Below are 19,799 nucleotides of genomic sequence, written 5' to 3'. Positions count from 1 at the left end.
TCTAGCTTCCTCTGCATCAGGAGCGACCGGGCACAGGTCGCCGAACATTGCAGGAGACTCACCATGGCCGCCGACACCAGCGGAATGAATGAAGCCGATCTTACGGGCACCTCGCTCGAATCGACCCCCAGCAACAACCGCCGCCGGCCCAAGCCGGCGATCATGGAGATTGACGGTCGCAAACTCAGCCCCGCGACGTTAATGATGGGACATGGTTATGATCCCAGCCTGTCGGAAGGATCGCTGAAGCCGCCCATCTTCCTCACCTCCACCTTTGCCTTTGAAAGCGCGGCAGCGGGAAAGCGGCATTTTGAAGGGGTGACGGGCATCCGTCCCGGCGGGTCCGAAGGACTGGTTTATTCCCGTTTCAACGGTCCCAATCAGGAAATTGCCGAGGATCGCTTGTCGGTGTGGGAAGAGGCGGAGGATGCGCTGCTCTTTTCGAGCGGCATGTCGGCGATCGCGACGACTCTGCTGGCGATGGTGCAGCCGGGCGACGTGATCGTCCATTCCGCGCCGCTCTATGCCGCGAGCGAAGCGCTGATCGGGCGCATATTGGGCAAGTTCGGGGTGCAGTGGCTGGACTTCCCCGCTGGCGCGACCGAGGATGAGATTGGTGCGCTGATCGAAAAGGCGAAGGGTCTGGGTCGCGTTGCACTCATCTATCTGGAAAGTCCCGCCAACCCGACCAATGTGCTGGTGGATATCGAGGCGGTTGTGGCGCGGCGTAACGCCTTGTTTGCAGGTGAGGACCATGTGCCGCCGGTCGCCATCGACAATACCTTTCTGGGACCGTTGTGGTTGAAGCCCTTGAATCACGGCGCGGATCTGGTGATCTATTCGCTCACCAAATATGCGGGCGGGCATAGCGATCTGGTGGCCGGTGGGGTGTTGGGCACGAACGCGCTCATCAACACCATCCGGATGATGCGTAACACGATCGGCACGATCCTCGACCCGCATTCCGCCTGGATGCTGCTGCGCAGTCTGGAGACGCTGGAATTGCGGATGAGCCGAGCGGGCGAGAATGCGGCCAAGGTCTGCACCTGGTTGCGGGATCAACCGCAGGTGGAGAAGATCGTCTATCTGGGCTTTCCGGAAAATGCGCGGCAACAGGATATTTATGACCGGCATTGTACGGGCGCGGGGTCGACCTTCTCGCTCTACCTCAAGGGCGGCGAGGCGGAGAGTTTCGCCTTTCTCGACGCGCTCAAGATCGCGAAGCTCGCCGTCAGCCTGGGCGGGACCGAGACGCTGGCCAGCCATCCTGCCGCCATGACGCACCTTTCGGTCCCCGCAGAACGTAAGGCGGCGCTGGGCATTGGCGACAATATGGTTCGCATTTCGATCGGCTGCGAAGATGCCGACGACCTGATCGCCGATTTTACGCAAGCGTTGCGGGCGATGGCGGGGTGATGGGGGCAACGATGGGCCGCAAGCCGGTTATTCTGGTGGTGCAGCCTCTGCTGGCCGGGTTGTTGCCTCTGTTGCGCGATCACTATGATGCGATCGCCTGGTGGGAAGAGGGCAGCGCGACCCGGCTGGACGAGGTCGAGGCCTTGGTTGCAGCGGGCGAGTTTCGGCTGGAACCCGCCTGGCTGGAAACGATGCCGCGCCTGAAGCTGATTGCCTGTTTCACGGTTGGCTATGACGGTGTTGACGTCGGTTGGGCGCGTTCGCACGGGATTGCAGTGGCGCATGCGCAGGACGCCAATGGCGAGGATGTCGCGGACCTCGCCATTGGCCTGATCATCGCCCATCGTCGCGGCATCGTGGAGGGCGACCATATGGTCCGGTCGGGCGGCTGGCAGCCGGGGCCGAAGCGGATGACCCGATCGCTGGGTGGTGCGCGGCTCGGCATTGTCGGGTTGGGTGGCATCGGCATGGGGATCGCGCGTCGGGCTGAAGCGATGCGGATGCAGGTCGGCTGGTGGGGGCCGCGTCCCAAGCCGGACGCCCCATGGCCGCGCGCGGAAAGCCTGATCGAACTGGCACGGGAAAGCGATATATTGGTGGCCGCGCCCCGTGCCTTTGCGGGCAATGTCGGGATAATCGATGCGCGGGTGATGGCGGCGCTTGGCCCCGATGGTCTGCTCGTCAATGTCTCACGCGGGCAGGTGGTGGACGAGGATGCGTTGATCGCGGCGTTGCGAAGCGGCGCGCTGGGCGGCGCGGCGCTCGATGTGTTTTGGGAGGAGCCGACCACCCCTGCGCGCTGGGTGGATGTGCCGCAAACTGTGCTTGCCCCACATGGCGGCGGCGCGACCGATGCGGCGGTAGCGCGGATGACGCAGATGCTGTTTGCCAACCTGTCCGCGCATTTTGCCGGAGAGCCGCTGCCGACGCCTGTTCGGGATGCAGGCTGATGGCGAAACGCTAATCCCAGTCAACCCGCGCCCAGCCGCGCTCAATTGCGAGCTTTGCGAGCGGCTGGTGCGGATTGGCGGCGAAGGCCTCGTCGGCGAATTCCAGCATCGGGGCGTCCGACACATGGTCGGAATAGGCCCGGATATGCGCCATTGAGCGGTCGATCGCCTGCGCGGCCATCCACGCCTTGATCATCCGGAGCTTGCCCATGTCATAGCAATTTTCGCCTGCGATCCTGGCGCGGACATAGGGCAGATCCTGATTTATATGATCGGTGGCGATGACCGCATCGAAACCCAGCCGCTGCGCGATGGACGTCACATAGAGGCGGTAGGAAGCGGTCGCGAGCACCAGCGTATAGCCATCGGCCCGATCTCGCGCGATCTGCTCGACCGCGCCTTTGCGAAGATTGCCACCGATCACCTTGTCAGCAAAGCTTTCGATATGGGGCATCAGTTTAGCGCGTTCGACCTGACGGCCGATCATCAGCGCTTGATTCACTTCCTTGAGCGTCTGGCGGGGGATCAGCCGGAGCACATAAGCGAGCATGACCAGCGGCACGAGCGGCAGCAGGACAAGCCGCCAGGGCGCCAGGTGCAGCGCCACATGAATCAAAAAGCCGGTATAAGTGCCGGTAAAGGTCACCGTGCGATCCATGTCGTAGATCGCCAGCTTGTGGGTCTTCATGCCGTTCCCGAAACTTTTCCTGCCGCTCACACGTTCTGGATTGCGGATGGGCCGTTTCGGCTTGCCGTGCAACCGATATTGGACCAGTAATCCCATCGCATGATGAAAGCCGCCGACCTTGCCCAAGAGACGCGCGACGGCGGGTCGCTCGTCCGCCTGTCGGGCAATGTGACCGTCGCCTGCCTGGGCGACTTGCCTGATCGGCTGGATGCTATTGAGGGACCGGTCGAGGCGATCGACATCAGTGATGTACCCCATGTCGATACGATCGGTGCCTGGACGATTCACCGCACCGCGCGGCGACTCGATTGTCCGATCACGGGCGCAACCGGCGAAACCGAGCGATTGATAGGCGAGATCGGTAAGGTCGATGAGCCGGTCTCCATCCGCCCCGACACGACCCCGCCATTCCAGCGCGTTTTGGGTCAGATCGGCGAGGCGGTAATTGCTTCCGGCACAACATTGGTCGGGCTGCTGGGTTTTTTCGGATCGACACTGGTTTCTAGTTGGACGCTGATCCGCCATCCCAGCAAATTTCGTATCAACGCTGTCATTCAGCGGTTCGAAGTGGTCGGCGTTTCGGCGCTGGGCATCATCGGGTTGATGAGTTTCCTGATCGGCATCGTCATCGCCCAGCAGGGTTCGGTGCAGTTGCGTCAGTTCGGTATGGAGATGCTGACAATCAACCTGGTCGGCCGCCTGACCTTTCGCGAACTGGGCGTGTTGATGACCGCGATCATGGTCGCGGGCCGGTCAGGCTCCGCCTTTGCCGCGCAGCTGGGCACGATGAAGCTGACCGAAGAGATTGACGCGATGCGGACGATCGGGGTGTCACCGATGGAGGCGCTGGTACTGCCCCGCACGCTGGCCGTGGTCATCATGATGCCGCTGCTGGGATTCTATGCCTCGGTCCTGTCTGTCATTGGCGGCGGGTTTCTGTGCTGGGTCGCGCTGGACATTCCGCCTGTCACCTTCGTCCAGCGGTTGCGGGAGGTGGTGCCGATCACCGACCTGTGGGTGGGGCTTCTCAAGGCGCCGGTATTCGGTCTGATCATCGCCATTTCCGGCTGTTTTCAGGGGATGCAGGTCAAGGCCAATGCTGAAGAGGTCGGCCTGCGGACCACCGCTGCTGTCGTGCAGGCGATCTTCCTGGTGATCGTCATCGATGCCTTTTTCGCGGTCTTCTTCACCTGGATCGGGTGGAATTGATGTCCGAAGAAGAAGAGATGGCTGCCGAAGAGCAGCGAATCAATGAAGCGCTGGAAACGGCGGACATCGCCATTTCGGTACGTGGCCTGAAGAATGGTTTTGGTGACCAGATTGTCCATGACGGGCTGGACCTTGACGTTCGCAAGGGCGAGATATTGGGCGTGGTCGGCGGCTCTGGCACTGGCAAGTCGGTTTTGATGCGGTCGATTATCGGTTTGCAGACGCCGATGGAGGGCGAGGTTCACGTCTTTGGCGAGTCGATGATCAATCGGCTGGATGACCAGGCGCTGGCCATCCGCAAGCGTTGGGGCGTGTTGTTTCAGGGCGGCGCACTGTTCTCCACCCTGACCGTGGCCGAAAATGTCGAAGTCCCGTTGCGCGAATATTATCCCAATATCGGCCCGCAATTGCGCGATGAGATTGCGGCTTACAAGATTCGCATGACCGGCCTGCCAGCGGAGGCTGGCCCCAAATATCCGTCCGAACTGTCGGGCGGCATGAAGAAGCGCGCGGGCTTGGCGAGGGCGCTGGCGATCGACCCGGATCTCCTGTTCCTGGATGAGCCAACAGCGGGTCTCGACCCCATCGGCGCGGCCTCTTTCGACGAGCAGACGCGGCAATTGCAGCAGACGCTGGGCCTGACCATTTTCCTCATCACCCATGATCTCGATACGCTTTATTCGATCTGTGATCGGGTTGCGGTGTTGGCCGACAGGAAGGTGATCGCCGTCGGCACGATCGAGGAATTGCTGGCGATGGACCACCCCTGGATTCAGGAATATTTCAATGGCCCACGCGGTCGGGCCGCGACTGCGGCGGTAAGCAAGGCAGCCGGCAAGGCAGAGGCCCAGAAAGCTTCTGCCGATGCGGCGGACGGAAGGCGATAGGATATGGAAACACGTTCCAACCATGTGCTGGTGGGCGCCGTCGTGCTGGGATTGCTGGCGGCGGTTATGATCGCGGCCTTCTGGTTTTCGCGCATTTCCGATGGCCAGGACCGGGAGTTCGACATTTTTTTCAAGACGTCGGTCAATGGTCTCGCCAAGGGTTCGGGCGTCAACTATTCGGGCGTCCCGTCCGGCCAGGTAAAGTCGATCGAACTATGGAAGCGCGATCCGAGCTTCGTGAAGGTCCGCATCGCGGTGAAGGACGAGACACCGATATTGCAGGGCACCACTGCGACGATCGCGGGCGTAGGCTTTACCGGCGTCTCCGAAATCGTACTGGATGGCGCGGTCAAGGGTGCGCCACCGATCCAGTGTCCGGCGGAAAATCCGCTATCCGCCTGCCCCGATGGGGTGGCGGTGATCCCCACCAAACCGGGTGCTCTGGGTGAACTGTTGAACAATGCGCCGCAATTGCTTGAGCGGCTGACGACGCTGACCGAGCGACTGACCGAGTTGTTGAGCGACAAGAATCAGCAGTCGATCGCGAGCATATTGGCCAATGTCGAGCGAGTGTCCGGCGCGCTGGCCGATCGCAGTCCCGAAATTGCCGCCACCCTGGCAGAGGCGCGAATCGCTGTGCAGCGCACGGGGGTTGCCGTGGAGCAGATCGGCAAGCTGGCGGCTACGACGGATACGATGCTGAACGAGGAAGGTCGTCCGCTGATGGCGGACCTTCGCAAGACGGTACAGGCCTCCACCAAGAGTATTGAGACGCTGGACAAGACGATCGCCGAGGCGCAGCCGGGCGTGCGAACTTTCAGCCGCCAGACGATGCCGGAGGTCAACCAATTGGTCCATGATCTGCGCGAGATGTCGCGTGCCTTCCGCGGAGTTGCGGAAAAGCTGGACCAGCAGGGCGCCGGATCGCTGGTCGGGTCGCCCAAGTTGCCGGACTATAAGCCATGAGAAGGATGCACAGGATGTTCCACATGAAACAACCCGCCGGTGCGATCCTGGCGTTCACCGTTGCACTCGGGCTGACGGGCTGCGTATCCTTTGGCGCCAAGCCGCCTTCGCAGCTCCTGACGCTTAGTGCCACTCAGGCAGTGGCACCCGGAACGGTGCGCCGTGGGAATGATGTTGGCAGTCTGGTCATTGCAGATCCCGATGCGCCCAAGCTGCTTGATACGGTCCGCGTGCCGGTGCAGGTCAGCCCGACCTCCGTCGCTTATGTGACGGATGCGCAATGGACCGATACGCCGCGCCACCTGTTCCGCAAGCTCCTGTCGGAGACGATTGCGGCGGGCAGCGACCGGATCGTGCTGGAGCCGGGGCAATATGCGGCCGATCCGACCCAGCGATTGACCGGCGAATTGGTGCAGTTCGGCATTGATGCACAGACGAATAGCGCCGTCGTGACCTTCGATGCGATCATGGCGGGCGAAGGCGGGACGGCCATCGTCAAGCAGCGTTTTTCGGCGAGTGTGCCGGTGGGCAAGGTCGATGCCTTGAGCATCGGCGCACCGCTTAATGCTGCGGCGAACAAGGTGGCGGCGGATGTCGCCGCCTGGGTTGCGGCGACTCGATAAGCCTCATGGTGTGATGATGGTTCGTCGGGGGCGGGGGCGTTTATGACGCGCGCCGTCCCTTTTTATTCCAGACTCTTCATCGCCTGTTCGGTCACGTCGCGGGACAGGCCGGTGGTGGCCAGAATATGTTGCAGTTCGGCGCGCATCTTCGCAGCCCGGTCTTCGTCGAAGCGCTTCCAGCGACCGAGCGGCGGGACGAGGCGGGCAGCGGTTTGCGGGTTCAGGGCATCCAGCGCGATGATGCAGTCTGCAACGAGGCGATAGCCCTCCCCCGAGCTATGATGAAAGGCCCACTGGTTGGCCGTGAAGGCACCGTAAAGAGCGCGGACGCGGTTAGGGTTGGCGAGGGTGAAATCCTTGTGCCGTCCCAGTTCCTCGACCAGCGCGACGGTGTCGGGGTGGAAAGATAGCGCCTGGGTCTGGAACCATTTGTCCAGCACCAGCGGATCGGCGGCATAGCGATTGTAGAATATGTCGAGCGCGGCTTCCCGTTCGTCGCTGATGCCGTTTGCCAGGATTGCCAGCGCGGCCTGCCGCTCGGTCATGTTGTCGGCGCGATCGAACTGGGAGAAGGCGATTGCCGGGCCGTCTGAAGCGCCCGAGGCGATCAGATAGGCAAGCGCTGAGTTGCGGAGCTTGCGCGCGCCCTTGGCAGCGGAGGACAGGGAGAAGCCGTTGGCCTCCGTCCGGTCATGGATATCGCGCCAGATCGGCTCCAGATCGGCGCCGATACGGCGCTGAAGCGCTTCGCGCGCGGCATGAATGGCATCCGGGTCGACCTGTCCCATCTGGTCACCCAGATAGGCTTCGCTGGGCAGACGGATGGCTTCGGCGACAAAAGCGGGGTCGAGCACGGGGTCGGTCGCGGTGTTGCGGATAGCGGCGATAACCGCGTCTTCATCTGTCGGTTGGCCAGCGACAGCGCCGATCAGGACGTTGACCATCAACTGCTGTATCGCTTCATAACGGGCGAAGGGATCGTCGTCATGCGCCGACAGGAAGGTGAGATCGGCCTGACTGCGGTTGGCGTCCAGAATCACGGGCGCGGAAAAGCCGCGATTGATTGACAGGATGGGCAGGTTGGTGAAACCGGCGAAAGTGAAGCTCTGCTGCTCTTGCGTCAGCATGAGGAGGTGATCGCCCTGATGCGCCTGTGTGGCGGGATCGAACAGCGCGGTGCGGAGCGGGATCGCCATGGGTTGCTTGACCGGCTGGCCGGCTGTCGGTTGCATGCTCTGTTCCAGGGTCAGTGTCACAGTTGCGCTCGCCGCGTCGTGGGAGAGCAGCGCCTTGACGCGAGGCGTGCCTGCCTGCTCGTACCAATGGCGGAACTGGGTGAGGTCGATCCCCCCGCCCTCCTCCATCGCGAGGACAAAATCCTCACAGGTCGCGGCTTCGCCATCGTGGCGATCGAAATAGAGATCGCTCCCCGCGCGGAACCGTTCAGCGCCCAGCATCAGCGCCATCATGCGGATCAACTCGGCACCCTTATTGTAGATGGTGGCGGTGTAGAAGTTACTGATTTCCATATAGGATTCAGGACGAACGGGGTGCGCGAGCGGTCCTTGATCCTCCTGGAACTGGGCCGCGCGCAATATGCGGACGTCTTCGATCCGCTTGACCGCATGCGACCCCATGTCGGCGGAGAAATTCTGATCGCGAAAGACGGTGAAGCCTTCCTTGAGACTTAACTGGAACCAGTCGCGACAGGTCACGCGATTGCCCGACCAATTATGGAAATATTCATGGGCGACGACGCCTTCCACCCCATCATAATCAATGTCGGTCGCGGTTTCTGGATCGGCCAGAATGTAGCGTGAATTGAAAATGTTAAGACCCTTATTCTCCATCGCGCCGAAGTTGAAGTCCGCAACCGCAACGATGTTGAACACGTCCAGATCATATTCGCGGCCATAGACCCGTTCGTCCCACGCCATCGAATCCTTGAGCGCCTTCATGGCGTGGGCGGTGCGCAGCAGGTCCGCCTCCTTGACCCAGATACCCAGGGCAACCTCGCGGCCGCTCATGGTCATGAAGCTGTCGGCATTGCACGCCAGGTCGCCCGCCACCAGCGCGAACAGATAGCATGGCTTTGGAAAGGGGTCGGTCCATTCGGCCCAGTGACGGCCGCCTTCCAGATCGCCCTGCCCCACCGGATCACCATTGGCGAGCAGGATGGGATAGGTCGCTTTGTCAGCGGCCATGCGGACGCGGTAGCGCGACAGGACATCCGGGCGATCGGGAAAGAAGGTGATGCGGCGGAATCCCTGGGCCTCGCATTGAGTGCATAGCAGACCGCCGCTGGCATAGAGACCCATCAATTTGCTGTTGGCCTGCGGAGAAATCTCCACCAGCGTTTCAATCCTATGCGTATCGGTCGGGAGGGTTATGACGAGCGCGCCGCCATCAATGGTCCACTCTCCGGCATCCAGTGCCCGGCCATCGACGCGAACCTCCAGCGGAACCAGACCGTCGCCGTCGAGGCGCAGTGCGCGATCATGGTTGCCGTTGCGCGTGACGCTGAGTGTTGCGTGAATCCGGGTCAACAAGACGTCAAGGGAGACGTCCAGCGTAATGTCCGGCACTAGCCAGTCGGGCGCGCGATAATCGGAACGGCGGATGACGATGGGCGCTGCAGCGCCAGTGGATTGGATATCGGCCATCGCCCATAGCTAAGGGCTTGCCGGGTAAAAGGCCAGTGGTTGCGACAGGCTTTCGTGGCGCTGGGAGTGCGACTGACGCCGGTGACCCCGGCCTACGCTGGGATCACGAAAACCGGTTAAATACGCTCGCCAGAAAGGCGCTGGCAAAGCATGTCGAGCTGATCGAGGGTCGAGTAGCGGAGCGAGAGTATGCCGCCACCCTGCTCATGCGCGATCTCTACCTTCAAGCCCAATATGTCGGCGAGATGCAGTTCGAGCGCTTCGATGTCGGCATCCTTGCCGCTTGTAGCGTTGTTGCCGCTGCGCGGGGCATCAGTGCCTTCCCCCTTCTTGGTCCGACGAACGAGCTTTTCGGTGTCGCGGACCGAAAGCCCTTTTTGCTCAACCGTGCGGGCTAACGCCTCGCAATCGGCTATGCCGATCAGCGCGCGGGCATGGCCCATCGACAGGCGCTGTTCCATCACCGCTTGCTGAACGGACTGGGGCAGATCAAGCAGGCGCATGAGGTTGGCGATGTGGCTGCGGGACTTGCCAACGAGACGGCCAAGCGCCTCCTGACTATGATCGAACTCGCCGATCAACTTGCGATAGGCTTCGGCCTCTTCGATCGGATTCAACTCTTCGCGCTGGATATTTTCGATAAGGGCGATTTCCAGCGTTTCGGCTTCGTTGAAGTCGCGAACGATGGCGGGAATACGGTGCAAATGCACCCGTTGCGCGGCGCGCCAACGCCGTTCACCGGCGACGATCTGGAACCCCCCACCATGCGCGCGGACGATGATTGGCTGGATGACGCCGCGCTTGGCGATGCTGTCAGCCAATTCCTGAAGGGCGCCTTCGTCGAAATGACGGCGGGGCTGTTCGGGGTGCGGATGGATGAGCGCGATCTCGATGCTCTGCACGGCCTTGCCACTAGTGGGTGGAGCGACCCCACCCGCAGCAACGGGTTCTTCGCGCGGAGGCGCATCACCCAATAGCGCGGAGAGACCGCGACCAAGGCCATGACTGCGCTTGACTGCGGCTGCTGTCTTGGGTTTGTCGCTGGTTGCTTCGCTCATGCCGCTACCTCTTGGGCGGGCAGGCGCGCGATAAGTTCGCGGGCGAGACGCATATAGGCTTCGGACCCAGAGCAGCGGAAATCATAGATCAGAGCCGGCATTCCGTGGCTGGGTGCTTCAGACAGGCGAACATTGCGGGGAATGACCGTAGTGAAGACGAGATCACCAAGGCACGCGCGTACATCGTCTGCCACCTGATCGGTCAGACGGTTGCGGCGATCATACATGGTGAGCGCGACGCCCAGGATCGACAGGCCGGGATTGAAGCGCCCACGGATGCGGTCGACCGTCTGGAGCAGTTGCGAGAGACCTTCCAGCGCAAAAAATTCGCATTGCAGAGGGACGAGGAGCGATTGCGCCGCGACCATGGCGTTGATGGTGAGGAGTCCGAGCGAGGGCGGACAATCGATCAGGCAGATGTCCCAGCGGGCGGAGGAGGCTTCCGACAGGACGCGCTCCAGCCGATGGGTGCGCTCTTCATAATCGATCAGTTCGATCTCTGCTCCGGACAGATCCTGGGTCGCGGGGACGATCGACAATTTGGGGACACGGGTTTCGATGACCGCATCGTCTAGCCCGCAATTGCCGACCAGAAGATCGTAGCTCGACCGGTCCCGCTCGGCCTGGCTGACACCAAGGCCGGTCGAGGCATTGCCCTGCGGATCGAGATCGACAAGCAGCACGCGCAAACCGGTGGCGGCAAGCCCGGTCGCCAGATTGATCGCAGTCGTGGTCTTTCCCACTCCGCCCTTCTGGTTGGCTATCGCTATCCGGATCATCGACGACCTTTCTGTTTGATGCCTGTGGCAACGACCACCGCGCTGTCGGGATCTGTCACGCTCTGTTCCACGTGAAACACACCCTGCCATGATGGGCGCGTCGCCTCCAGTTCATTTTGTGCATTTCGCCCTTTGGGCAGCAACCAAAGTGTCTTTTCGTCGGCGAGATGGACGGCGGACGCGAGGAGTCGTGGCAGCGGGGCATAAGCGCGGGCGCTAATGATAGCGGAAGCGTAGGTAGGGACCGCTTCGACCCGGCCACCAAAGACAGTGACGTTGTTCAGAACGAGGCTGTTAGCAACGACCTTCAGAAAGTCGATCCGCTTGCGGCGGGATTCGACCAGCATGACCGGCCGGTCGGATAGGATGGCAACGACGATGCCCGGCAGGCCCGCGCCGGAGCCGAGATCCATCCACGTGCCTGGCGTGGATCGGGCAAGCGGGAGAAGCTGGGCCGAGTCGACGATATGGCGCGCCCAGACATGCTCGCGCGTCGATTCAGCGATAAGATTCTGCTCTGCCATTCCGGCAAAGAGTAGAGTGATATAGGCTTCCAATCGGTCCAATGTTTCACGTGGAACAGCGAAATGGGCCGTGAGCCAGGACAGGGCTTCATCTTCGGTCATGCTACTCGCCGCCGAACATGAGTCAGGATCGCGGCAAGCGCAGCCGGGGTGACGCCTCGGACACGGGCGGCGGCCGCGAGGCTTTCAGGGCGGGCAGCATCCAGGCGCTCACGCATTTCGGTCGACAGACCACCAATATGGGTGAAGTCGAAATCGGCGGGAATGGTGACCCGTTCGTTCCGGCGCAGGTCTATAATCTCTGCCCGCTGTCGTTCGAGATAAGGCGCATAGTGGGCATCTTCCAGTATCTCTTCGCGCAGGTCGATGGGCGCCTCGGCCAGTGCGGGGGCAAGTCGGAGGAGAAGGTCTGCACCCACTTCCGGGAAGCGTGCCCATTGGAACAGCGAGCGGCGCGCGCCGTCCTGACGAACGCTTGCTCCTGCTCGTGCCATCTCGCTGGCGGTCAGTTCTGCCGACAGCGCAGTTTCAACATGGGTGCGGCAAGATTGGCGCTCGGAAAAGTGGCGAGTGCGGTCGGGACCGATCAAGCCATGTGAGAGGCCGATCGGAGTCAGGCGGGTTGCCGCATTGTCTGCGCGCAGGCGCAGGCGATACTCCGCGCGCGCAGTCAACATACGATAAGGCTCGGTCACGCCCTGAAGAACAAGGTCGTCAATCATCACGCCAATATAGGAGTCTGCGCGATCGAGGATCAGCGGCGCCGAACCATTGGCGCGGCCCGCAGCGTTGGCGCCGGCGATCAGCCCTTGAGCGGCGGCTTCCTCATAGCCGGTGGTGCCGTTAATCTGGCCCGCGCAGAACAGGCCGGGCAGTGCGCGGACTTCAAGCGAGGCGGAAAGCGCGCGTGGGTCGACATGGTCATATTCGACGGCATAGCCGGGCACGACGATTTTCGCGCGGCTGAGGCCGGCCATGGAGCGGACCATTGCCAGTTGGATGTCTGCCGGAAGCGAGGTGCTGATGCCATTGGGATAGACGAGCGGATCGTCGAGTCCTTCCGGTTCCAGAAAAATCTGATGGCCGTCGCGATCGCCGAAGCGAAAAATCTTGTCTTCGATGGAAGGGCAATAGCGCGGTCCCCTCCCCTCGATCGCGCCGCTGAACAGCGGCGAGCGATCGAGACCGGAGCGGATGATCGCATGCGTTTCCGCATTGGTACGGGTGATGGCGCAGGCAAGCTGCGGCAGCGTTCGACCGGCAGAGAGGGGCGACATGGTCCAATGCCCGCTGTCGGAAGGCTGGGATTCAAGAACAGCCCAGTCGATCGTGCGCCCGTCGATGCGCGGGGGTGTTCCGGTCTTGAGCCGACCAATGGGCAGGCCGAGGGCGCGGAGCTGGATGCCAAGCGTCGTGGCAGCGCGCTCACCCGTGCGACCACCAAGATCGACATCCTCGCCCCGGAATAGTTTTCCGCCGAGAAATGTGCCGGTAGCAAGTACGATGGCGGGCGCGTTCAGGGTGTCGCCGCTGGCGAGGGTCAGGCCTGAAACAATGCCATTGGTCACAACCAGTCCAACCGCTTCGCCCTCGACGATCGAGAGTCCGGTCTGAGCGTCGAGCATGGTGTGGATGGCGGCGCGATAACGTTTGCGATCGGCCTGGATGCGCGGTCCCTGGACGGCGGCACCCTTGCTGCTGTTCAGCATTCGATAGTGAATGGCAGCAGCATCGGCGGCGCGAGCGATAAGGCCGTCGAGCGCGTCGACCTCTCGGACCAGATGCCCCTTACCCAGCCCACCGATGGCTGGATTGCAGGACATGGCCCCGACGGTCGCACGGTCGAAGGTCAGGAGCGCCACGCATGCGCCCTTGCGCGCCGCCGCCGCCGCCGCCTCACACCCGGCATGGCCACCACCGACCACGATCACATCATAGCTTGTTTGCATGGCCACCCCTTACCGTTTTTCCGGCGCGCGGTCCATATGCTCTCCTGTTCCACGTGGAACAACGAACTCACTTGCCGATGCAAAAACCGCTGAACAAGGTATCGAGCATATCCTCCGTACCCGCGCGTCCGGTGAGGCGGTCGATTGCGCCGCGCGCTGCCCGCAATTCTTCACCGAGGATGAGAAGGTCGCCAGTCTCGGCGGCGGCGCGCAGATGGTGATGGAGCGTCCCAGCGGCTTCGCGTTGGCGGGCCTGCAGCGCATAGTCGCCCTCGGCAGGCAGGAGACGAGCGGCCCTGGCTAACAGTTCCGCATAAAGCGCGTCCATCCCCTGCCCGGTGATCGCGGACAGCGGGATTGTGTCGGGTGCAGTCAGCGGATGGGTCAGACGATCGGCTTGAGCAATGACGAGAATCGCGTCAGCACGAGGCGGCGTTGTGGGATCGCCCAGCCAGAGAACGATGTCAGCCGCCTCAACGGCATCACGCGCGCGGGCGATGCCGATGGCCTCTATCGCGTCGTCGGTTTGATCGCGCAGGCCCGCCGTGTCGGTGAGCAGAAAGGCAATGCCACCGATTGCCACAGGCACCTCGATCCGGTCGCGGGTTGTTCCGGCGATGTCAGAAACGATCGCGGCGTCTCGCCCGGCGAGTGCATTGAGCAGCGTCGACTTGCCCGCATTGGGCGGCCCGGCGAGAGCGACACGAATGCCGTCGCGCAAACGTTCAGCGGTAGGGCGCGCTAGGTCGACCTCAACCTCTTTCGCGAGGGTGGCTATGCCCGCGCCGATGCGTTGTTCTATTTCGGCATCGGGCACATCATCTTCATCCGAGAAATCAAGCGCCGCTTCGGTCATGGCGGAGAGTTGGAGCAGGGTCTGTCGCCATCCCTCTATACGTCGCGAGAAATGCCCTTCGGCCATTGCCAGCGCGGCGCGGCGCTGTTGTTGGGTTTCAGCCGTGAGCAGGTCGGCTAGCCCCTCGACTGCGTTAAGGTCCATGCGGCCATTATCGAAGGCGCGGCGGGTGAACTCCCCAGGCGTCGCTGCGCGCAGTCCCGGCAGCGTCGCCAACGCTGAAGCTATCGCTTCGACCACCGCGCGACCGCCATGGCAGTGGAGTTCGGCCAGATCCTCACCTGTGGCTGTTGCCGGCCCTGGGAACCATAAGAGCAAGGCTCGATCGAGCAAATCGCTGGTGTTCGGTGCGCGCAGCAGCGCAAGGGTTGCACGACGTGGGGGCGGCAGGCGACCACTCAAAGCTTCCAGCGCCCTCCCCGCTAGCGGCCCGCTGACACGGATCACACCAATGGCGGCAGGTGGTGCGCCGCTCGACAGGGCGAAGATCGTGTCGGTCATGGCTGCGATGTTCGGCGCGCGGGGCGTCAGTCGCCTTTCTTGTCCTTGGTCGTTCCCATTCCGCCTGACGCCATACCCAAATCCATCATCTGCTTGAACATGCGGATGCCCGCATCACCCATTGGTGACATCGACTTCATCAGACTTTCAACCTGATCGAGGCTGCCTGTTCCAGTGAAGCTGTCGAGCACCGTTTGCACATATTTGTCGTGCAATGGGGTCAGGTCGGGAAGCCCCAGAAAGGCGCGCGCTTCGGTCGGGGAGCAATCCACATCGACGGTGACTTTCATGGCGCTGATCCTTGCTGATACCGGTTCTGCCCTGTCATGCCGCAAAAGGTGAAAAAAGCCAAATCCTGTGCGTTCATCGTGACTTGCACTTGCCGCTGCCGAAGCCATTATGCGTGGTGGATGCGAGTCAGATCGGCATCGCCCAAAGGAGAAGGAGCCTTATCCCATGGCAGAGTTTCAGCCCGTGACCCCGCTGGAAGGCGGAGCGCCGTTTGATACCTATGTCGCAAAGCCGCAGGGCGAGCCAACCGCGGCGATTATCGTCATCCAGGAGATTTTCGGGGTGAATGAAGGTATCCGGCGCAAGTGCGACAATTGGGCAAAGGCGGGTTATCTGGCCTATGCGCCCGATCTGTTCTGGCGCATTCGGCCGCATATTGAACTGGACGCCGATGTGCCCGAGCAGTTGCAGGAAGGACTGGGTCTGTTTGGCCAGTTCGATCAGGATCAGGGGATCAAGGACATCGAGGCTACGATCAAGACGGCGCGCGCTGCGCTGGGCGGTGCGGGTAAGGTCGGTCTGGTGGGTTACTGCTTAGGGGGACGGATAGCGTTCATGTCCGCCTGTCGCACCGATGGCGATGCCTTTGTCGGCTATTATGGCGTGGGCATCGACGGGCTGCTGGGCGAGCAGAAGGCGATCGGTAAACCGGTGCTGCTGCATGTGCCGACCGCCGATGGCTTTGTGCCGCCCGCGACTCAGAAAGCAATGCATGACGGGCTGGCAGACAATCGCCATGTGGCGCTGTTTGACTATGAGGGGCTGGATCATGGCTTTGCCGCCGAGTCGGGGCTGCGGCGGAATGAGGAAGCTGCTGCACTGGCGGACCGGCGCACGGCTGATTTCTTTGCCGAGCATCTCGCCTGATGTCGGGCGGGAGCGCCGCATGGCGGATGGTTGCCTCCGCCCATGGCGGACCGGAGGTGATCGCCCGGCAGGATTTTGATCCCGGCGTTCCCGGTGACAGTGAAATGCTGGTCGTGCAGGAGGCGATCGGGCTTAATTTCATCGACACCTATTATCGCACGGGCCTCTACCCTGCCCCGCTTCCGGTCCCGTTGGGATCGGAAAGTGTGGGTATGATATTGGCGGTGGGCGCTGGTGTCGGCGGCTTTGCTGTCGGTGATCGGGTGGGCTGCGTGAGTGGACTTGGTGCCTATGCGACCCATCGGATCATCGCGGCGGACAAGGCGGTGCGCTTGCCCGATGCGATTCCTGCCGAAGATGCGGCGGCGATGATGCTTAAAGGAATGACCGCCTGTTACCTCGCTGAAGACATGATCGATTTGAGAGCAGGTCAGGTGGTGCTGGTCCATGCGGCGGCGGGCGGCGTGGGGTCGGTCCTGGTGCCTTGGCTACGGGACAAGGGTGTTGTTGTGATCGCCCATAGCGGATCGGCGGAAAAGGCCGCGCAGGTTGCAGCGGACCATAGCCTGCATGGAGACTTCGCTGCGTTAGCCGAGGCGGTGCGCGATTTGACGGACGGAAAGGGCGTCGATGCCGTCTATGATGGGGTTGGCAAGGATAGCTGGGCGGCATCACTTGCCTGTCTGAAGCGGCGGGGGTTGATGGTCAGCTTTGGTAATGCGTCGGGAGCTGTGCCGCCCGTCAGCCTGCTGGACTTGAGCAAGGGTGGGTCGCTCTATGTGACGCGCCCGACTTTATTTGACTATATTGCGACGCCGGACGCGCTGACGCATACGGCGGAGCGGCTGTTCGACCGAATGGCGCGGGGCGTGGTTAAGGCGGTGATCGGGCAGCGATTTGCACTGGCTGACGCGGCGGAGGCGCACCGGGCACTTGAGGCACGGGCGACAACCGGGGCAACTATATTGGTGCCATGAAGGGGGGCAGTCGGCTATGCCGCTGAGACACCTGCCGAACGCAGGATGAAAGCGACGCGTTCGGCCACCGAAGCGTGCGGCAATTCTACAAGCGCATAGCCCAGGGCAGCGTAGGTTTCGCGCATGAAGGCGCAGGTACGATCAGCTTCTCCAAAATCCTGTCGACGCTCGCTGTCGGTTGCGTAGATTTCGGGCCAGGGCGGTGCGATGAAGATCGGGGATGCGTAGCGGATGGTCGCTCGACAATCCGCTTCCAATGTGGGGCTGATAGGCAGGCCTGATAGCGCCCTGTAGCCGATGATGTCGGGCAGCCCCCGATCCAGGAAGACCGCACCATTTCTGTTCGGCATGGCGGCATAAGCGCGCCTGTCGGCCGCTTCCATCGCCTGGGCAAAAGCCTCCTGATCATCCCATGGCAGGGCACGATCTCCCGTCGCTACCTGTTCGCGGATGATGTTTCGACCCGATTCCGGAAGAGTGGGATGGCCGGCTGCAGCAAGGGCGTTAATCAGGCTGGTCTTGCCCGATCCGGGGCCGCCAGTGACGACGTGTAATGTCACGTCATCACCAGCGGCTGGGATTGAGCGCCCAGATCAGGAGAAGAGGGTGAGGATACCCACATTCTGGTCAACGAAGCCGTCATAGACCATCTTGAACGCGACATAGACGATGACGATGAGGCCCAGATAGGCGATCCAGCGGAATCGCTCGATATATTTGGCAATGACGTTGGCGGCGATACCCATCAGGGCCACCGACAGGATCAGGCCGATGATGAGAATACCCGGATGATCGCGCGCTGCGCCAGCGACGGCGAGCACATTGTCCAGGCTCATCGAGACGTCCGCAACGGCCACGGCCCAGGCGGCGGCGGCGAAGCTCTTGGCCGGACGAAGGCCGGAGATGTCATCGTCGCTGGTGTCGCCCGGCGTCTCCCCGCCCCGCTTGGGGTGCAGTTCGCGCCACATCTTCCAACTGACCCAGAGGAGCAGAAGCCCACCCGCCAGGATCAGGCCGACGATCTGCATCAACTGGCTGACCACCAGCGCAAAGCCGATGCGGAGTACCAGCGCGGCGATGATGCCGATCAGGATGACCCGCTGGCGCTGCTGCGGCGGCAGCCCGGCGGCAAGCGCGCCGACGACGATGGCGTTGTCGCCCGCCAGCAAAATGTCGATCATCAGCACCTGACCGAAGGCGGCAAGCGCACTTGGACTGGTTATATTACTGAAATCATGGACAATATGCCCCCAGATGTCGGCGGGCGATCCCAGTCCCTGGGCAGCGGCGGCGGCGGTGGCGAGAAGGTCGATCATGGCGGCCTAACGAAGCTCCGTCTTACTGGTTCATCGAATCGAAGAAATCTTCGTTCGTCTTCGAATCCTTCATCTTGTCGAGCAGGAACTCCATAGCGTCGATCGTGCCCATCTGCATGAGGATACGACGCAGCACCCACATTTTGGAGAGCTTGGCCTTGTCGACCAGCAGCTCTTCCTTGCGGGTGCCCGACTTGCCGACGTCGAGCGCGGGGAAGATGCGCTTGTCGGCCACCTTGCGGTCGAGGACGATTTCCGAGTTGCCGGTGCCCTTGAACTCTTCGAAGATCACCTCGTCCATGCGGCTGCCGGTGTCGATCAGCGCGGTCGCGATGATGGAGAGCGAGCCGCCCTCCTCGATGTTACGGGCCGCGCCGAAGAAGCGCTTGGGCCGTTGCAGGGCGTTGGCATCGACGCCGCCGGTCAGCACCTTGCCCGACGAGGGCACGACGGTGTTGTAGGCGCGGCCAAGGCGGGTGATGGAGTCCAGAAGGATGACGACATCCTTCTTGTGTTCCACGAGGCGCTTGGCCTTTTCGATCACCATTTCGGCGACCTGGACGTGGCGCGTTGCAGGCTCGTCGAAGGTCGAGGACACGACCTCACCCTTCACGCTGCGTTGCATGTCGGTGACTTCCTCAGGCCGCTCGTCGATCAGCAGGACCAGCAGGAACACTTCGGGATGGTTGTCGGTGATGGCCTTGGCGATGTTTTGCAGCATCACCGTCTTACCGACGCGGGGTGGTGCGACGATCAGCGTGCGCTGGCCCTTGCCCTGCGGCGAGATGATGTCGATGACGCGGGCCGACTTGTCCTTGACGGTCGGGTCGAGCGTGTCGAGCGACAGCTTCTGTTCGGGATAGAGCGGCGTCAGATTGTCGAAATTGACGCGATGGCGGACCACGTCGGGATCGTCGAAATTGACGGACATCAGCTTGGTCAGCGCGAAATAGCGCTCGCCATCCTTGGGCGCGCGAATTTCGCCTTCCACCGTATCGCCGGTGCGCAGGCCGAACTTGCGGACCTGATTTGGCGATACATAGATGTCATCGGGACCGGCCAGATAATTGGACTGGGGGCTACGCAGGAAGCCGAAGCCGTCCTGCAACACCTCGATCGTGCCCTCGCCCATGATCTGTTCGCCATTCTCGGCTTCGGCCTTGAGGATCGCGAACATCAGATCCTGCTTGCGCAGCGTCGACGCGCCCTCGACGCCCAGCTCTTCCGCCATGGTGACGAGCGCGGCTGGTGGTTGTTTCTTGAGGTCCTTGAGATGCAT

19 protein-coding genes are annotated in these 19,799 nt (G+C 62.1%); 8 read left to right on the top strand and 11 right to left on the bottom strand.

Annotation, left to right across the window (positions count from 1 at the left end; translation table 11 throughout):
* The first annotated feature begins 63 nt into the window (after window positions 1-63).
* Together WFR25_RS02270 and WFR25_RS02265 are read left to right on the top strand one after the other, a co-directional pair.
* Window positions 64-1,416: a cystathionine gamma-synthase family protein gene (locus WFR25_RS02270; RefSeq protein ID WP_419723135.1), complete on the top strand. Its 1,353-nt coding sequence runs from the start codon at window positions 64-66 to the stop codon at window positions 1,414-1,416.
* Window positions 1,417-1,427: 11 nt separating this feature from the next.
* Window positions 1,428-2,366 carry an NAD(P)-dependent oxidoreductase gene (locus WFR25_RS02265; RefSeq protein WP_336974615.1) on the top strand — a complete coding sequence of 313 codons (939 nt, stop codon included), beginning with the start codon at window positions 1,428-1,430 and terminating at the stop codon, window positions 2,364-2,366.
* A 10-nt stretch (window positions 2,367-2,376) separates the two neighbouring features.
* Here the strand turns inward: WFR25_RS02265 and WFR25_RS02260 are convergent, their stop codons facing one another.
* The gene (locus WFR25_RS02260) at window positions 2,377-3,054 is read right to left on the bottom strand and encodes an HAD family hydrolase (protein WP_336968113.1); all 678 of its coding nucleotides are present in this window, start codon (window positions 3,052-3,054) and stop codon (window positions 2,377-2,379) included.
* 99 nt (window positions 3,055-3,153) lie between these two features.
* On the opposite strand from WFR25_RS02260, the gene WFR25_RS02255 reads away from it, so the two are divergent.
* Genes WFR25_RS02255 through WFR25_RS02240 form a run of 4 tightly spaced genes read left to right on the top strand, consistent with a single transcriptional unit; the run spans window position 3,154 to window position 6,739 of the window.
* The gene (locus WFR25_RS02255) at window positions 3,154-4,263 is read left to right on the top strand and encodes an MlaE family ABC transporter permease (RefSeq protein WP_336968111.1); all 1,110 of its coding nucleotides are present in this window, start codon (window positions 3,154-3,156) and stop codon (window positions 4,261-4,263) included.
* Window positions 4,263-5,150 (top strand): ABC transporter ATP-binding protein, encoded by an 888-nt coding sequence (locus tag WFR25_RS02250; RefSeq protein ID WP_336968109.1) that lies wholly within the window; start codon window positions 4,263-4,265, stop codon window positions 5,148-5,150. Before WFR25_RS02255 ends, WFR25_RS02250 begins: the two co-directional genes overlap by 1 nt.
* A 3-nt stretch (window positions 5,151-5,153) precedes the next feature.
* The gene (locus WFR25_RS02245; protein WP_336968108.1) at window positions 5,154-6,116 is read left to right on the top strand and encodes an MlaD family protein; all 963 of its coding nucleotides are present in this window, start codon (window positions 5,154-5,156) and stop codon (window positions 6,114-6,116) included.
* 14 nt (window positions 6,117-6,130) lie between these two features.
* Window positions 6,131-6,739 carry an ABC-type transport auxiliary lipoprotein family protein gene (locus WFR25_RS02240; RefSeq protein ID WP_336968107.1) on the top strand — a complete coding sequence of 203 codons (609 nt, stop codon included), beginning with the start codon at window positions 6,131-6,133 and terminating at the stop codon, window positions 6,737-6,739.
* A 62-nt stretch (window positions 6,740-6,801) separates the two neighbouring features.
* On the opposite strand, the gene pepN is transcribed toward WFR25_RS02240, so the two are convergent.
* From pepN to WFR25_RS02205, 7 genes are all read right to left on the bottom strand, one after another.
* Entirely contained in the window at window positions 6,802-9,402 is a 2,601-nt protein-coding gene (pepN, locus tag WFR25_RS02235) for an aminopeptidase N (protein ID WP_336968106.1), read from the bottom strand.
* Between the two features lie 116 nt (window positions 9,403-9,518).
* Window positions 9,519-10,460: a ParB/RepB/Spo0J family partition protein gene (locus WFR25_RS02230; protein ID WP_336968105.1), complete on the bottom strand. Its 942-nt coding sequence runs from the start codon at window positions 10,458-10,460 to the stop codon at window positions 9,519-9,521.
* On the bottom strand, window positions 10,457-11,239 hold the full coding sequence (locus WFR25_RS02225; protein WP_336968103.1) for a ParA family protein: 783 nt from the start codon (window positions 11,237-11,239) through the stop codon (window positions 10,457-10,459). The genes WFR25_RS02230 and WFR25_RS02225 overlap by 4 nt, the downstream gene beginning before the upstream one ends.
* Entirely contained in the window at window positions 11,236-11,865 is a 630-nt protein-coding gene (rsmG, locus tag WFR25_RS02220) for a 16S rRNA (guanine(527)-N(7))-methyltransferase RsmG (RefSeq protein WP_336968101.1), read from the bottom strand. Before rsmG ends, WFR25_RS02225 begins: the two co-directional genes overlap by 4 nt.
* A complete protein-coding gene (gene mnmG / locus WFR25_RS02215) occupies window positions 11,862-13,712 on the bottom strand; it encodes a tRNA uridine-5-carboxymethylaminomethyl(34) synthesis enzyme MnmG (RefSeq protein ID WP_336968098.1) in 1,851 nt (616 codons plus the stop codon). Before mnmG ends, rsmG begins: the two co-directional genes overlap by 4 nt.
* Before the next feature lie 67 nt (window positions 13,713-13,779).
* Window positions 13,780-15,069, bottom strand: a complete 1,290-nt coding sequence (mnmE, locus tag WFR25_RS02210) for a tRNA uridine-5-carboxymethylaminomethyl(34) synthesis GTPase MnmE (RefSeq protein WP_336968097.1) — start codon at window positions 15,067-15,069, stop codon at window positions 13,780-13,782.
* A gap of 26 nt (window positions 15,070-15,095) precedes the next feature.
* Window positions 15,096-15,359 carry a DUF6489 family protein gene (locus tag WFR25_RS02205; protein ID WP_336968096.1) on the bottom strand — a complete coding sequence of 88 codons (264 nt, stop codon included), beginning with the start codon at window positions 15,357-15,359 and terminating at the stop codon, window positions 15,096-15,098.
* A gap of 166 nt (window positions 15,360-15,525) precedes the next feature.
* Here WFR25_RS02205 and WFR25_RS02200 point away from each other — a divergent pair, with 166 nt between their 5' ends.
* On the top strand, window positions 15,526-16,227 hold the full coding sequence (locus tag WFR25_RS02200; RefSeq protein ID WP_336968095.1) for a dienelactone hydrolase family protein: 702 nt from the start codon (window positions 15,526-15,528) through the stop codon (window positions 16,225-16,227).
* Between the two features lie 26 nt (window positions 16,228-16,253).
* Window positions 16,254-17,204: a quinone oxidoreductase family protein gene (locus tag WFR25_RS02195; RefSeq protein ID WP_336974612.1), complete on the top strand. Its 951-nt coding sequence runs from the start codon at window positions 16,254-16,256 to the stop codon at window positions 17,202-17,204.
* 14 nt (window positions 17,205-17,218) lie between these two features.
* Here the strand turns inward: WFR25_RS02195 and WFR25_RS02190 are convergent, their stop codons facing one another.
* Genes WFR25_RS02190 through rho form a run of 3 tightly spaced genes read right to left on the bottom strand, consistent with a single transcriptional unit; the run spans window position 17,219 to window position 19,799 of the window.
* Window positions 17,219-17,764, bottom strand: coding sequence for an AAA family ATPase (locus WFR25_RS02190; protein ID WP_336968094.1), 546 nt, complete (start codon window positions 17,762-17,764; stop codon window positions 17,219-17,221).
* Between the two features lie 33 nt (window positions 17,765-17,797).
* A complete protein-coding gene (locus WFR25_RS02185; protein ID WP_336968092.1) occupies window positions 17,798-18,520 on the bottom strand; it encodes a YjbE family putative metal transport protein in 723 nt (240 codons plus the stop codon).
* A gap of 22 nt (window positions 18,521-18,542) precedes the next feature.
* Window positions 18,543-19,799 carry a transcription termination factor Rho gene (rho, locus tag WFR25_RS02180; protein ID WP_336968090.1) on the bottom strand — a complete coding sequence of 419 codons (1,257 nt, stop codon included), beginning with the start codon at window positions 19,797-19,799 and terminating at the stop codon, window positions 18,543-18,545.

The sequence above is a fragment of the Sphingobium aromaticiconvertens genome (assembly GCF_037154075.1).
GTDB lineage: Bacteria > Pseudomonadota > Alphaproteobacteria > Sphingomonadales > Sphingomonadaceae > Sphingobium > Sphingobium aromaticiconvertens.
This window is presented reverse-complemented; position numbering and strand designations above follow the sequence as displayed.